This is a genomic window from Haloarcula sp. JP-Z28 (assembly GCF_011440255.1).
Taxonomy (GTDB): Archaea; Halobacteriota; Halobacteria; order Halobacteriales; family Haloarculaceae; genus Haloarcula; species Haloarcula marismortui.
Map to the genome: position 1 here is coordinate 190,898 of NZ_JAAOHT010000001.1, position 15,157 is coordinate 206,054.

The following is a 15,157-nucleotide window of genomic DNA, read 5'->3' on the forward strand; positions in this document are numbered from 1 at the left end:
CAGCCGCACATGCTCTCATGATAAACGAGACCGTTCGGCAGATCGAGGAAATGGAGACACAGAGTTCCTCGATTGCCGCCGTGAAAGCCGCCAAAGCGCTCCGCGAACTGACAGACCGCGAGTGCCACACGGTTGAGGATTTCTGCCGCGTTGTCGAGCGCAACAGCAGCGCACTCCAGCGGGCGAACCGCTCGCACGCGCCGCTCTACACTACACAGCAACGTATCGTCACAGACCTGAAAGACGCTGACCTCGACTCTGTCTCGGCGGCCAAAGAGCGATTGCTCGACACAATCGACGAGGTCGTTACGGAAATCGAGACCAGTAAGGACCGCGCAGCGGAGCGAGCAGCGACGCTCATCGACGACGGCGATGTGCTGGTAACACACGAGAACTCCTCGACAGTGATGGCGACACTCATGGCGGCACTGGACGACGGCAAGGAGTTCCACCTGTACGCGAGCGAGTCCCGGCCGCATTTCCTTGGCCGTCGAACCGCCCGCCAGTTGGCCGACCGGGACGGGGCCGACGTGACGCTCATCGTCGACGGCGCAGTTGGCCACTATCTCTCGGAGGCCGACCGCGTCTTCGTCGGTATGAACTGCCTCATCGACGACGTGGTGTACAACCGTATCGGAACGCTCCCGCTGGCCGCGACGGCTAACGAGATGGATGTTCCCGTGACCGTCGTCGGAACCTCCTCAAAGTTCATCGGAAGCGGCTTCACCTTCAGGAACACGTTCCGGCAAGGTTCTGACGTGATGCTCGAACCGCCAGAGGGGTTCGATATCGGGAACCCGGGCTACGACGCGACGCCGACCAGCCTGCTCGACACGGTCGTCACGGAGGACGGTATCCTGCAGTTCTGAGGGTACTCAGCGGATTGTTCTGTCGGTGACGCGCCGAAGTCGCTCGGCAATATCGGCATCAAGCGCCGTATCGGTCACCCGCCACTGCCAGTTCCCGGTCGCCGTGCCGGGAACGTTGAACCGGGTGTCACTACCGAGGCCGAGCAGGTCCTGCATAGTGGTCATGGCAACGATTGCGTTCGAGTTCCACACCGCCTCGATGAGGTCCCAGTTGATTTCATCTCCGTCAGTGCCGAGATTGTAGTGGAGACAGTCCCGTTGTCGGTCCGCAAGGTCGCGGTAGTAGCCGACGATGGTGTCCGTGTCGTGGGTCGACGTGTAGCCGACGGCGGACTCCGGGTAGTGCATCGGTTGATACATGTGCCCCTCTTCGCACCAGTCGGCGTACTGCGGCACGCGCATCCCGGGGAAGCCGAACTCGTCTCGGAGCGCGACGATACTCTCGTCGAGAAAGCCCAGGTCCTCGACGAAAAACGGGAGTTCGCCGAGCCTGTCTCTGACCGTCTCGAAGAAATGCGCGCCGGGGCCGTCCCGCCACTGTCCGGCGGCCGGGTCGTCCGCTTCGGCCGGAATCGACCAGAACTCGTCGAAGCCTTTGAAGTGGTCGATGCGGGCGATGTCGACGAGGTCAAACAGCCGCTCGAATCGGTCGACCCACCAGCCGTAGTCGTTCGCACGGAGAGCGTCCCAGTCGTAGACGGGATTCCCCCACCGCTGGCCGTCGTCGCCGGGGTTGGGCGGCACGCCGGCCACCTCTGCAGGGTGGTGGTCGTCGTCGAGTCGGAACACCTCGGGATATGCCCAGACATCCGCCGAGTCGAGACCGACGTAGATCGGCAGGTCGCCCACGAGGCCGATGTCTCGCTCGGCCGCGTAGTCGGCCAGCGCCTGCCACTGGCTGTCGAAACACCACTGGACGAACTTGTGATAGCGAATGTTGTCGGCCAGGTCGTCCTGATATCGCTCCATGGCCGCTGGCTCGCGCGTTCTGATATCGTCCGGCCAGTCCATCCAGCCGGCATCGTCGAACTCGGCTTTCAGTGCCGTGAACAGTGCGTAGTCGTCGAGCCAGCCGGCCTCGCGCTCACAGAACTCGGTAAACGACTGCTGGTCCGCGTCGCTTGCGCTCTCCTCGAAGGCGGCGTACGCGTCCCGGAGCCGGGCTTCCTTGAACTCGGTTACGCGGTCGTAGTTGACCTGCTGTCCTGAGAAGTCGTCGGGCGGTTCAGTGTCGGCCTCCGTGAGATAGCCGCGGTCGGTGAGGTCCCGCAGGTCGATGAGCAAGGGGTTCCCCGCGAAGGCGGACGAGGACTGATACGGGGAGTTCCCGTGGATGCTCGCCGTCGGACCGAGCGGACAGAACTGCCACAGCGACTGGTCAGCCCGGTCGAGGAAATCGACGAACGCCCGCGCGCCAGCACCGAGGTCACCGATGCCGTGTGGCCCCGGAAGCGACGTCAGGTGGAGAAACACGCCACTCTGCCGTTCGAATTGCATACGCACCTGTTGCCCTGACAGGCATTTCAATGGGCGGGGTTTTTCTGGGCGAGGGGCGCGGACGAAGTGAGCGGCCCTCGGCAAAGCGAGCGGGGAGGAACGACCCGTGAGCAGTGAGCGCCGTCGTATCCGTGTCAGGACGCGGCGGCGGGGGTACGCAAACATATATATTGTATCCATTTGATGCTATGACGAGAGAGTCAGTTACAGAGATGCCACCGAACGTTCTGATGCTTGGCTGGGGGTTCCCACCCAACATCACCGGCGGGCTTGATACCGCTATCGGGGAGCTGTTCGAACAGCTCGAACCGAGAGACGACATCGAGTTCGAACTGGTGTTGCCCGCGGAGTACGCGCCGCCGGACCGCGACGGCATCCACGGCGTCTCGACGGGCAGCGGTGACATCATCACCCGTATTGGCCGGCTAGCTGGGGAGTTCGCCGACAAAGCGGCCGACGCCGACATCATCCACACGAACGACTGGTTCGGCTACAACCCCGGCTCGCGGGCCAAATCGTCCCACGATGTGGAGTGGATTTCGACCTTCCACTCGCTATCGGCGGACCGCAACGTGACGCCACCACAGCGTGAGGTCGAAACAGAGCAGCGGGTCGCCAACCGCTCGGACCACGTCGTCGCGGTGAGCAAGTTCACACAGCGGCGGATTCGCGAGCAGTACGACGCCGACTCGACGGTCATCTACAACGGGTTCTCGTCGGTGGAGCCGACGGGTCGGGATATCAAAGCGGAGCTCGGTATCGACGGGAAAATGCTGTTTTTCGTCGGTCGACACACCGACCAGAAGGGGCTGTCGTACCTGCTGTACGCGCTCTCGAAGCTCGGTCAGGACGACGTGAGCCTTGTACTCGGCGGCTCAGGCCACCTCACCGAACAGCTCGAACGGTTCGCGGAGCTACTGGGCGTCGAGGACCGGGTCTACTTCCCGGGGTATCTCCCTCAGTCGGAACTTGGGGACTACTACAACAGCGCCGACCTGTTCGTCTCGCCGTCGCTTGCGGAACCGTTCGGCATCACCATCGTCGAAGCGCTGTCGGTCGGGACGCGCGTCGTCGCCTGCGAGAGCGGGGCGGCGGAACTCCTCAACGAGGACTGCGTCATCGAAGTCGAACCCGATTCGGACTCCATCGCCGAGGGAATCGAGCACGCGCTATCGCTGTCGACGCCGATCGAGTACGACGTCCGAACCTGGGGCGAAGTCGCTGACGAACACGTCGAGTTCTACCACGAGGTTCTGGACGAAGCCTGACCTGCGGCCGTGCGTTCACCGGAGAAAGCGAACGTCCGTGACCGGCTCCGGGTGGACGATCAGATAGCCGTCAGCGGTCGGCTCCAGCCCTGTCACGGACGTCGTATCCGTTTGCGTCCGATAGGGACTGTCAGCGGTCCCGTCAGCCGACTGGTAGGGGCTGTCGTACGGCGTCTGTCTGTCTTCCGGCGGGCGGTCGAAATCCTCCGGTGGCAGGTATATTTTCTCGCCCGATTTCGAGCGGACCACGACGGCCGTGTCGCGGTCGCCTGAAACATCGATTCTGGTCCGGCCGTCGTCGATTGTCATCTCGAACGTGACTGGCTCCGTTTTTGATTGTGACATGTTGTCAGATAACTTTCGTACGGCGAGTAGACGGCGCTGTGTCACTTAGTCCTTCGCCAGCAGTGCGGTGGCTGGTGGCGAGCCCTGCATTCGAGCGGTGGGTCCACGGTCACGAACCATCAGCGGTTGATGATGAGCGACCCCGACATATTGTACCCCTCGACGTGGACGTCCTCGCCGAGAATCGTTTCGTCGAGATCGCAGTCGTGGACCTCGGCGTCCGGGAAGATGATGGCCCGGTCGAGGCTGCTGTCGGTCACTTCCGCCCCGGCCATCACGTGGACGGTGTCACCGATAGCAGAGTTCTCGACAGTCGCGTCGGGGTGGATGAGCGACCCGCCGTCGAGTTTCCACTCGACGGTCTCGAAATACGAATCGGGCGTCCCGATGTCGAACCAGACATCGTCGAAGGTGAATGCAGACACCGGTTCCTGCTGTTGTAGCCAGTCGATGTACCAGCCCGGTTCGTCGGGGTTGTTGTCGCCCGAGAGGTACTCCTCGAAGCGGAGCGAGTCGGCCGGGAAGGCGTAGCAGGCAATCGAGACGAGCGTGCTCTTGGGGTTATCGGGCTTCTCCTGAAAGTCAACGACGCGCTCGCCGTCGAGTTCGACTAGCCCGTAGGACTTGGCTTTCTCCCGCGAGCCCACGTCGTAGGCAGCGAGTGCCGGCCCGTCGTGCTCCTCGAAGAAGTCGAGGAACTCCGAGGGGTCGAAGCCGATGAGGTTGTCGCCGCCGATGACGAACAGGTCGTCGTCGATACCTTCGCGGTCGATCAGTTGCGCGAGCGCGCCGACGACGCCGAACTTCTCGTCTTCGTCAGCCGTACTCTCGACGGAGAGTTGGACTTTTTCATAGCCCATCTCGTCGATGTGGGCCTCAAACTCGTCGGCGAAGGCCTCGTTCGTGCTGAGGTACGTCGTCCCGATCCGGTCGTCGTCTTCCAGTGACTGGAGAACGCCGTCGATGACGGTCGTTTCGCCGACCGGGAGGAGCATCTTTGGCCGACGCCGAGTGATAGGCCACAGCCGTGTCGCGTAGCCGCCAGCTAGAACTATTGCGTCCATATCCCACAGTCAGACCCGAATTATAAAGTGGTAACTAATTGTCGGCGGCTCTAGAGGTTGAGCTGCCAGACAGTTGTCCCGGCAGTGACGAGATCTTCGTCGTCCGCGGCGGCAACGATTACCTGATTCTCACCGGGGTCGACGTCGACGGCGACTTCGAATTCACGGTCATCGACGGGGATGTACGTGATGTCGGCAGGCGTCTTGACAACGACACAGACGCCGGTCGTCTCGCCGGAGACGACCAGTTCGTTCCCGCGGAACTGCGTGTCGACGCGGAGCGCGGGGCTGCGGTCGGGCGTGTGGGCCCGCCGCTTGCGGTAGCGGTCGTCGACGAACGCGGGCGTTTCGACCGGTTCACCGGCGCTGATGCCGTGGGCCAGCCGCACGTACTGGGCCATCGACCACGCCAGCGGCGTCGCCGAGCCGGTCCCTTCGGCGAACTCCCAGTCGTACTCGGTCGCGTGGCCCCGGTCCCAGATCTGTTCGGCGATCATCCGTCCCGAGTTCGCCACGTCCTGCATCATCTGGAGGGCGTTCTCCGGCGGGATGTCCGGGTCGTCACGGTGGAGTTCGTACTCGGCGCGCTCGCCGGTGAGCAGCGGCCAGAGGCGGCCCTTCCCTTTGTGTTCGACCGTCCACGGCGCGCCCTGGTCGTCCCGGCCGCGTTCGCCGTAGCCGTCGCCGTTGTACCGGTAGAACCCGGGTGCGTACTCCGTGTCGACGCTGATCGTGTCGTCGACTTCGACGAGCGAGTTCCGGATAGTTTCGTCGTCGTCGGGCTTGATGCCCAGCCGGACAAGTTCGAGGAAGCCGCCGTCGATGATGTTGCGTTCGTCCAGCGTCGGGCCGTCGTTGGCGAGTGTCCGGAGGTGCCCCATCTCGGGGTTCCCATCGAGCGTGACCCGCGCGTAGTAGGGCGTGTTGGTGTGGCGCTCGGTCCCGGTCTCGGTCGCGGTCCAGGCCTCGACGTTGTTCGCCCACTGGTCGGCCAGCGACAGCCAGACAAGCGCGTCGGCCTCGTGGCCGGTATCGAGTGCGAGCTTCGCCGCACACGCGAGCCCCGCGATTTCGGCCGCAATCGAGGACGGCGAGAAGCCGGCCTCCTCTTCCCAGCGCTCCTGTGCGGTCTCGGGGCCGTGGCGGACGACGTACTCGGCCGACCGCCGGACGTTCTCGTAGCTGTACTCGACATCCTCGAAGTCGACGCCGCTCTCGGCGAGGCGATAGGCCATCACCTGCGGGAACGAGATGTTGTCCATCTGCTCGCCGCCCCAGCGGGTCGTCCCGTTGACGTAGGTGTTCTGCGGGATGAAGCCGGCGTCGTCCTGCTGGTACTCGTAGATGTACTCCAGTTGGTCCGCTGCGATGTCCAGCGACCCGATGGCGTCGAACACGCTAAACACCTGATACAGGTCACGTGACCAGACGAAGTTGTAGCCGTAGCCTTTTGGCTCCTCGGCGTGGACGGCTTCGCCCCACGGCACGGACGGCGAGGCAATAGACGCCCCGTGGTAGGTCTTGTCCTCCACAGCTAGAAGTGTCATCAGCGCTGTTCTGTACTGGTTCGCCAGCGCTTCGTCGTCAGCAACCGAGTCCGGGAGCTGTTTGTCCGAAAGGAAGTCGCCCCAGCTGTCAGCGTACTCGGCACTGACCGTCTCGTAGCCGCGGTCAAGCGCACCGTCGGCTTCGCCCAGCGCGGCGGCGGTGTCAGCCTGTCGCGCGAAGCCGAGCGCGACCGTGTCCCTGACTCTGGTTCCCGAATCCAGCCGACCGATGAGGACGAGGTTCGTCCCGTCGATGGATTCGACCGGGTCCGGGAGGTCGCCGTCGGAGTACAGCCCATCGAGGCGGTCGCTACCGGCCGCACCAACGGTGGCCCAGTCGAAGCGCCCGGCCGCGGCCATCGCCACGGCAATAGAGTAGGCGTCGCCGTTCTCGTCGACGAGCAGGTCGTTGTCGGTCTGGTCGGTGTAGGCGCGGGGGTTCCGACCGACGAGGTGGTAGCTCCCGGGCTGGCCGTATCTGATAGCGCGGTCCTCGGTAATCGTGCTGGTGAGCGCGATGTCGGCGACGGAGAACACGTCGTAGGATTTGTCGTCCGCTGAGCTGAACGACACATCGGCGACGATGGCGTCGTGTTCGGGGTCAGTCGCGTAGTCGACGGTGAGCGTCCACTCGTGACCCTGGCCGTCGCCGGTCTCGGTGAAAACGTGGCGGTAGAGCAGCGCCTCGTCGTCGACCGGCTCGACACGTCGCCTGACACTGTCGTCGGTCCGTCGGTTCTCGCGGTGGGTCCGGACGGCATAATCCGTCTCGTCCGTACACCGGACCAGGAAATCCAGCGTCCGCAGATTCATCATGTCGACTTGCGGATAGCGGGCCTCCGTCAGCGCGCCCTCGGTGAGCGTGAACCAGACGCGCGAGGGGTCCTGCTCGTCGTGGTCGGCGACGGTGCCGATGCCATACTTCTCTCCGGTCGTCCACGTCGGACGCTCGCTCGGCCCCTCGGTTCCGGCAGACGTCGTCGGGAGCGCGTTTAGCTCACCCAGCCGGGCCGTCGCGTGGAGCCGCAGCGCGTGGGACCAGCCAAGCGGCGTCGCGCTGTCGAGAGCGCCGTCGTCGAAGGCCTGTTCGGCGAGGTAGCCGGCGTCGGTCGTGAGCGGTCCGTCCTCCTCGAGCAGCTCGTACAGGTCGCTCGCACGGTCGAGGTAGGCGTCGCCGCGCTCGTCGCGGTCGTTCAGCATGTCGCCGACGCGAGCGGCGGCGAGTGCTCCCATCGCCGTCGTGACGGTCCAGACCTTCTCGCTGTCCTGATGGCCGGTCCGCCAGCGGTCGCCCTCGTAGCGGGCCAGTCCCGCGACCCGGCTCTCGGTGGGGTTCCGGAAGAGCGTGTCGAGCGTCGTGCTCACATGGTCGGCCAGACGTGTGAGGTGCTGGTCAGAGAGCGCCGTCCGCTCGACGCTGTCGTACTCCTGGAGCGCGTCCGCGAGGTGGAGCCCTGCAGCGTCGATGCGGTGGTCCGGCGTTCCGTTTGTCAGCCCCATCACATACACGCCCAGATCACTGTCCCAGAGCGTATCCAGCCCGTCTAGCAGCCGGTCGGCTGCCGCCAGACTCTGCTCACAGACCGATTCGGGCATCGGGGCACGGCCCACCGCAGCGAAGGCCTCGATGAACGTCGCAGTAGTGTGCGTGAACTGTCCAATTGAGTCCTCCCAGACGTTCTGACACGGCTCGGGCAGGTCGTTGGCCGCGATGTCTTCGATGAGCGTATCGACGGCTGTCTGGATAGTTTCCCGAACCATCGCCGTCAGTTCGGCGTCCATCTTGCTGCGGTGTGTTCGCAACAGTGTCGCGAGGAAGGCGGTGACGGTCGCAGTCTGGTCGGCCTGATACTCCGGCGATTCGGCGTTGTGCTCGACTCTGGCGTTGGCCCAGCCCGGCGCGATAGCCCCGGTGTCGGCCCAGACGCGGTGGGGCCACCGCCCGTCGGAAAGCTGGCTGTCACAGAGGAACGCCGCGCTCTCGGTCAACATCTCTACGGTATCGATATCAAGTCGGTCGCCGGCTTCGAGCAGATGCCGAGAGACCGAGGCGTCATCGCGGAACCAGACGTACCCGTAGCCGCCGGAGTTCGAGTAGAACGGGTCGAACTCCGGGGCAGCGATGCGGCCGCCGGTCGGCGAGGACAGCAAGTCGAGCACCCGCAGGTCCATCCGTATCAAGTCCGAGCGTGGCATGGATTCGGCCACGTCGATGCGCGTTCGCTCCCGTCCAGCCTGCCGGAGGTCGTCAGACGTCGTATGCTCCGTCACGCAGTCAGCGAGGTCGAGCAGTGCCGTCTCCCGGTCGACCTCGTCGTGGTTCGAGAGCTGACTGACGAGCGTCGTGTCCTTGCTGCGCCCGGACCGGTCAAGCGGCGCAGTCACGAGGAAGTCGCCGGTGAGTCGGGTCTGGTCGCGTCGCTCGACCGGCTCCGACCGCGGGAACTCGATCGGGCTGTCCTCGAGTATCTCGGCGAGGCGTTCCGGTCGCTGTCCGGCGACGGCGTCCAGCCCGGTCGACGAGGCGAGGTAATCGTGTTCTCGCCGGTGGTACACTTCAAGCACCCGCGAGTTGTCGGGTCCGGCGTCCTCGTGAATCAGCGAGCCGACGCCGCTGTCGCTACTGTCGGGGGCCAGTGTGACGAACGCTACGAGTTTGGCGTTCTGAGGCACAGCCCCGCGCATCGCGACGTGTGTGACGTGTGCCCGCCCCAGCGTCAGGTCGTACTGGTGGACCGTGAACGACCCTGCGTCGTATTCGGTCTCGACGAGCCGCGTCTCGCGGTAGTAGTGCTGTCTGATCGTCTCCAGGTCACTGAACCACCGTGTTTCGTCCCCAAGCATAACCCCGAGTCGGGAGCGGTCGATACCGGAAAGCCCGGAGAGCGAATCGGAGTAGTCCTTCAGCGTGCCGTCTTCGCCGACGTGTACGAGTCGGTCACCGTGCCCGGAGAAAGAGCCTGAAACAGTCCTGCGCTCCTCTGGAAAGCGCTCATGACGAGTCCGTTTGTATTCGTTGAGCGCTGTCGAAAGCCGCATACACATCAAAGCAGACCAATCTCTATAAACTCCTGTGGTTCGGACAAATTAGTGATACTTCGAAGGGCGTGGCTGCATATCGCCGAAGAGCGAAGCTGTTACTGCTGAACGGACCCACCAGCGCGGACTACTGGCTCAGGTCACTCTCGTCAGCCGGAAACACGCTCACACTATCGACGGTCACGGTCGCGCCTCCGTCACCAGCAGCCCCACGGTGCTCCCCGGAGACGAGGTCGGTATCGTCAGTCCCGGCCGGGAGCCTGACCGTCGTCGGCTCGCTGCCGAAGTTGAGTACTACGACGGCCGCGTCCTCGTCAGTCGCCCGTGCGTACGCGACGACACGGTCGGACGGGCCGTCCCGGACCTCGTACGGGATTCGGACGAGGTCCGCATCCGCCGACAACGCCGGCTGGTCGTGTCTGGTTGCCGAAAGGTCGCTGACGAACGACTGGAGCGTCTCGTCGGCGTGGTCCCACGCGAGGTCGTCGCGCCGGCCCCGCTGGCCGAACTCCTGGCCGGCGTATAGCAACGGTGCGCCAGGGAGCGTGAACAGCGCGCCCGCAGCGGCCTCGGCGGCGTCCCGCCCGTAGTCGACGATGTACCGCGTCTCGTCGTGGTTCTCCGCGTACAGCATGAACGACGCGTGCTCCGGGAAGCCGATCTCCGCCCGCCCCTCGATGGCACTGAGGACGGCTTCAGCATCGCCGCCGTCCCCGACCTGCCGGAGCGCGGCGTAGGTCGTCGAGTCGAAGTGCATGTCAAACAGCCCGGCCTGAAAGTCGGGGATGTACGGGATGGTCTCGTCCAGTAGCAAGAACTCGCTGTCGCGGTCCTTGCAGTAATCGTGGATCTCACGCCAGAAGCCGTTCGGGACGGCCCAGGCCATATCACAGCGGAACCCGTCGACCAGTTCGGCCCACTGGGCGACCGCATCGAGCAGGTGTCGGCGGACCGGCAGGTGGTCGAAATTGAAGTTCGCGATGTGTTCCCACTCGAAGTACGTCTCCGGTTCGGTGTCACTTCGCCACTCGTACCACTCCCGGTAGTCGGCGTCCGGTCCTTCCACGGCGGACTCGAAGTAGGGGTGGGTCCGCGCCGAGTGGTTACACACGAGGTCGAACAGGACCTTGAACCCGCGGTCGTGGGCCGCCTCAATGAACCGCTCGTAATCCGCGCGGGTGCCCAGATCCGACGCGATTTCGAAGAAGTCAGTGATGTTGTAACCGTGGGGCGCGTGGTCGTTCTGTAACACCGGCGTGAGCCAGATGGCGTCGACGCCGAGCGAGTCGAGGTAGTCCAGCCGGTCGATGATCGCGTCGAAGGGCGAGGCGTCGCTCTCGCCGGCGAACGTGCGGACGTAGATCTCGTAGATGACAGCGTCCTCAGCCCAGGCCGGCGCGTCGTACGGTCGACTGGCAGCGACCCCGTCGCCGCTCGTCACGGTCTCGATGCCGCCCCCGTTGCGGCTAAACTCGACGGCGTCGGGCACGCTGTAGCCGTGGTCTCCGATGGCAACGGCGTGGATGCGAGCGCGGTCCGGGAGCGCGTCCAGCGGAATCCGGAGGGCCGTTCCATCGCGGGTCACCGCGTCGGCGTCGATGTCGTCACGGTCATCCAGCAGGAACTCGACGGTGAGGTCGCCGGCCGTCTCGGTTCCCTCCGGGTGGGGGCTGCAGTCCGCTCGAACGACGGCTTCGTCGCCCTCGATCTCCGGTCGCAACGTCAGGCGGGGCTGCCCGCCGCCACCGTCTTCGTCGCCGCTGTCCCTTGCCGAGGTGTACTCGCCGCTCCCGCTGTGACCTGAGCCACTTCGACCGCTGGAGACGCCGCTGTGACCGCCAGAGCGGCCGGACGTGTGTGTGCCACTCGGCTGGAGTCTCCCCGGAAACGCGCGCACGGTGAGGTCGTGTTCGCCGTCGGGTGCAGTGAGTCGGATGACGTATCTGCCCGGCGCGTCGGGGACGAGGTGCTCGACCGGGTCGTCGCCGAGCGATACCGTTGATTCCTTTGGTGCCTGCGTCAGTCGCCACGTGTAGGTCGCCGACGGGTCCGGGTCGCGGGGCGCGAGTTCGACCTCGTCACCCGTCGCCACGAACCGCGGCGGTCCAGGATGGTGCATAGGTTCACTGCGATTGACAGTGTCTTTGTACTTGGGGTAGCCGCGAGCGTCCCGCCGCCGGCAGCACCGCTTTCTGACTACGGCGTGTACCACCTTTGTGCCCGACTACCGACGCGATGCCGGGTTTACGCTGCTCTGTGGACTGGTGCTCGTCGCGTATCTGCGCCGGGCCGGCGCACTCGACACGCTCTGGGCCGAATCCGCCGTCGCTGTCGGGGTAATCGGCGCACTAGGTGTCGAAGCGCTGTTTGTGCTCGACACACCTGTGGCGTCGCTGTGGGAGCGCCGCGGCGTGCGGACGGCTTCGGCTGTCGCGCTTCTGGGTATTGCTGGCGGGTTCGCAGTCCTTCTGGGACCAATCGTCGTCGCTGCGGCGTGCTGGGGGCTCACAACGTACTTCGGTATCCTCGCCGTGAGTCTGTGGTACCCATAATCGTTCGCTCCTCACAAGAACAGTCCAGTCACAACACCAGCCGGTGGTCTTCCAGCAACTCTGTTTAGGACTCTGGGTAGCGACAAATGACACCGATGCGTGTTGATAGATAGATAGATCTGGCAGATATGCATCTCATTTCAGCGCTCAAAATCTTTACTCGAGTTTTATAGCCAATTTACAGTCTGACTCTATTTCTGTATCCATATTACACCTATAAAAGTCTATTTTTAGCTATTTGTTCTTATCTAGTAAATTTCTCTCCACAAAATAGGCTGCAAGACACTACTCAGGATTATAATAGTCAGAATCTGGGGTTGTATGGAGACATCTGGAGCGGAGTGTCCTTCTCTGATGCAGTCCGACCTGTCCACCACGGGACGGGTACTCGGCTGTCGAATAACAGCTGTACGAGTATTAGATTCGACCGGTATCGGCCAGGTGTCGGCAATGGAACTCGGTTGACCTGACGATAGACAGAGTGGTTACTCGTGGGCCAGATTGACCTCAATGACGTTAGCAGCCTGTTGTACCGTGTCGATGAGTTGTGCCTTGCGGCCCGGCGATTGCAACCGGTTGATGGGCGCGGTGATGCTGATGGCGGCCTCGCGGCGGTCGCCGGTATCGATAGGAACCCCGACACACCCGGTGCCGTCAACCCGCTCCTCGGTGTCGTCGGCGACGCCGCGTTCTCGGATCGTCTCCAGTTCCGCGAACAGCGTCTCGCGGTCTGTGATAGTGTTGTCCGTCTCGGCCGGCAGCCCGCGAGTTTCGATGATTTCTGCGACCCGCTCGTCATCGAAACTCGACAGGAGCGCTTTGCCGATGGCGGTCTTATGGAGGTGGATGCGCTTCCCGAGGCGCGTATCGAGCGCGACTGCCTGGTCGCCGCTGGTCGTGTGGATGTAGATGCCGTAGCCCTGCTCTTCGATCATCAGGTTCGCCAGTTCGCCAGTCTCGACGGCCATCCGTCTGACCTCGGGCTTTGCGACTTCGTAGATACCGTCATAGCGCTGTGCCATGCCGCCGAACTCCAGCCACCGGAGCCCGATTCGGTACTCGCCGTCCCGTTCGACGACAAGTCCTTCGTCTTCCAGCGTCACCAGGTGTTTGTATATCGTGCTCTTGGCCGGCTCCAGCGAGTCAGCGAGTTCGACCAGCGTCGCACTCCCACCGAGGTCTTTGATACCCGAGAGTACCGCCAGCGAAGTCTGCGTCGCCCGGACCGAGTCCGTTTTTGCCCGTGTCATTAGTCATCAGTTCTGCCGCCGCTCGAATAAAATTGCCGTATCGACTGTGACAACCGCTCTGCGGTATCTTCCGGGGCGACACGTACGGCAAAGTGTGCGTCATCGAGCTTTTCGACCGGCACAGGTATTCGAAAAGACGAAACAGAAAATCGGGTCATTGGCGCGAAACCACCGGTTGAAGTCGCCGGGGACTCCCTAATGTGGCGACCGAACGACCACGAGATACCAACAGACCAGTGTACGCCGTTGACCGTTGTGTCGTCCGAACGGAGAAGTAATGAAAGGTAACATAGCATAGGTATTTCGTATTTTCGAATCTGCTGAGAGACGGTGGAGCGACCACTCTCGTTGATGATTCGGTCGATGGTGGACGGTAGATTTAAGCGGCTCCGTTGGGTTTTTTGAGATGAGTTATGAGTGTGACGCGACACTACGACCGCGAGTTCGTCAGAACGTTCTTTACCTCGCCGACAGCGGTGGACGGTGAGGAGGATTCCGCGAAGATGCTGCGAAGCGCCGGCCAGCTCCGCGGCCTGCAGGCCCCGGATGTCTGGGTCCCGGATAACGAGGACGCGACGGCACCGAATATGCGCGCCGAGGGTGTCGAGAACATCATCGACGTCGTCGCCAACCAGGGCGCTGAGTTCCCCGGTGAGATCCACCCGCGCGTCGTCTGGCACCGCGAGTCCCCGGCGACCCGCTACCAAGGCTTCCAGCAGATGCTGGAGATCACGGACCCTGAGAACGGCGCAGTCGAACACATCGACGGCTTCGTCATCCCGGAAGTCGGCGACATCGACGACTGGAAGAAGGCCGACGAGTTCTTCACCATCATCGAGCACGAACACGGGCTGGAAGAGGGTAGCCTCTCCATGTCGGTCATCGTCGAGAGCGGCGAGGCCGAACTGGCGATGGGCGACCTCCGCGATGAGATGGGCAAGCCCTCGAACAACCTCGAACGCATGTTCCTGCTGGTCGACGGCGAGGTCGACTACACGAAGGACATGCGCGCGATGACGCCTACCGGCGAACTCCCGCCGTGGCCGGAACTGCGCCACAACACCTCCCGCGGTGCCAGCGCTGCCGGCCTCATCGCCGTCGACGGCCCCTACGACGATATCCGCGACGTCGAGGGGTACCGCGAGCGGATGAGGGACAACCGCGCGAAGGGGATGACTGGCATCTGGTCGCTGACGCCGGGGCAAGTCGTGGAGGCGAACACTGCTCCGCTCCCGCCGAAGACTGGGAGCTGGCTCCTCGAAGCCGGCGGTCAGGAGGTCGAGCTCGAGGCACAGGACGGCAAGCAGGTGTACGACGGCGACGACCTCTCGCTTGAGGAGGTCAGCGACGGCGGCTATGTTCTGCAGGCGGGCGGTGACCGGCTGGAACTGGACGAGGACGAACTCACCGAGGAACTGCTCGACCGCACCGCGTACATCCCCAGCATGACCGACATCGTCGACTCGATGGAGGAGTTCGAGGCCGCGAAGGAGGCCGGCAAGGGAGCCATCGCGATGACTCAGGCCGCCACGCTGGTCATCAACGGCGTCGAAGTCGACATCAGCAAGGACCGGATGTGGGACGAAGCGACCTATCAGGCCGCCCAGACGCCAATTACGCTGTTCCAGGACGTGTACGAGCACCGGCCGGACCAGCACGAGGAACTGGCGGAGATGTACGGCGCTGACATCGTCGAACGCGCCACGGCCGTCGGGAACTGACGGAT

At 63.6% G+C, this 15,157-nt stretch carries 10 protein-coding genes; 4 read left to right on the forward strand and 6 right to left on the reverse strand.

The window, feature by feature from the left end; genetic code table 11:
- Positions 1-17 precede the first annotated feature (17 nt).
- On the forward strand, positions 18-869 hold the full coding sequence (locus G9463_RS00935; protein ID WP_165895721.1) for a translation initiation factor eIF-2B: 852 nt from the start codon (positions 18-20) through the stop codon (positions 867-869).
- Between the two features lie 6 nt (positions 870-875).
- On the opposite strand, the gene malQ is transcribed toward G9463_RS00935, so the two are convergent.
- Positions 876-2,366, reverse strand: coding sequence for a 4-alpha-glucanotransferase (gene malQ, locus G9463_RS00940; RefSeq protein ID WP_165895722.1), 1,491 nt, complete (start codon positions 2,364-2,366; stop codon positions 876-878).
- A gap of 212 nt (positions 2,367-2,578) precedes the next feature.
- On the opposite strand from malQ, the gene G9463_RS00945 reads away from it, so the two are divergent.
- Positions 2,579-3,634, forward strand: a complete 1,056-nt coding sequence (locus tag G9463_RS00945) for a glycosyltransferase family 4 protein (protein ID WP_165895773.1) — start codon at positions 2,579-2,581, stop codon at positions 3,632-3,634.
- Between the two features lie 15 nt (positions 3,635-3,649).
- Here G9463_RS00945 and G9463_RS00950 read toward each other — a convergent pair whose 3' ends face one another.
- From G9463_RS00950 to malA, 4 genes are all read right to left on the reverse strand, one after another.
- A complete protein-coding gene (locus G9463_RS00950; RefSeq protein WP_004958193.1) occupies positions 3,650-3,979 on the reverse strand; it encodes a hypothetical protein in 330 nt (109 codons plus the stop codon).
- 119 nt (positions 3,980-4,098) lie between these two features.
- A complete protein-coding gene (locus G9463_RS00955; RefSeq protein WP_004958196.1) occupies positions 4,099-5,043 on the reverse strand; it encodes a sugar phosphate nucleotidyltransferase in 945 nt (314 codons plus the stop codon).
- Positions 5,044-5,093: 50 nt separating this feature from the next.
- Positions 5,094-9,629, reverse strand: a complete 4,536-nt coding sequence (locus G9463_RS00960; RefSeq protein WP_165895723.1) for a glycoside hydrolase family 15 protein — start codon at positions 9,627-9,629, stop codon at positions 5,094-5,096.
- 127 nt (positions 9,630-9,756) lie between these two features.
- Entirely contained in the window at positions 9,757-11,748 is a 1,992-nt protein-coding gene (gene malA / locus G9463_RS00965; RefSeq protein ID WP_165895724.1) for an alpha-amylase MalA, read from the reverse strand.
- A 97-nt stretch (positions 11,749-11,845) separates the two neighbouring features.
- On the opposite strand from malA, the gene G9463_RS00970 reads away from it, so the two are divergent.
- Positions 11,846-12,181 carry a hypothetical protein gene (locus G9463_RS00970; protein WP_165895725.1) on the forward strand — a complete coding sequence of 112 codons (336 nt, stop codon included), beginning with the start codon at positions 11,846-11,848 and terminating at the stop codon, positions 12,179-12,181.
- Positions 12,182-12,666: 485 nt separating this feature from the next.
- Here the strand turns inward: G9463_RS00970 and G9463_RS00975 are convergent, their stop codons facing one another.
- Entirely contained in the window at positions 12,667-13,431 is a 765-nt protein-coding gene (locus G9463_RS00975) for an IclR family transcriptional regulator (protein ID WP_004958206.1), read from the reverse strand.
- 413 nt (positions 13,432-13,844) lie between these two features.
- Here G9463_RS00975 and aceB point away from each other — a divergent pair, with 413 nt between their 5' ends.
- Positions 13,845-15,152, forward strand: a complete 1,308-nt coding sequence (gene aceB / locus G9463_RS00980) for a malate synthase AceB (RefSeq protein WP_165895726.1) — start codon at positions 13,845-13,847, stop codon at positions 15,150-15,152.
- Positions 15,153-15,157: the final 5 nt, after the last annotated feature.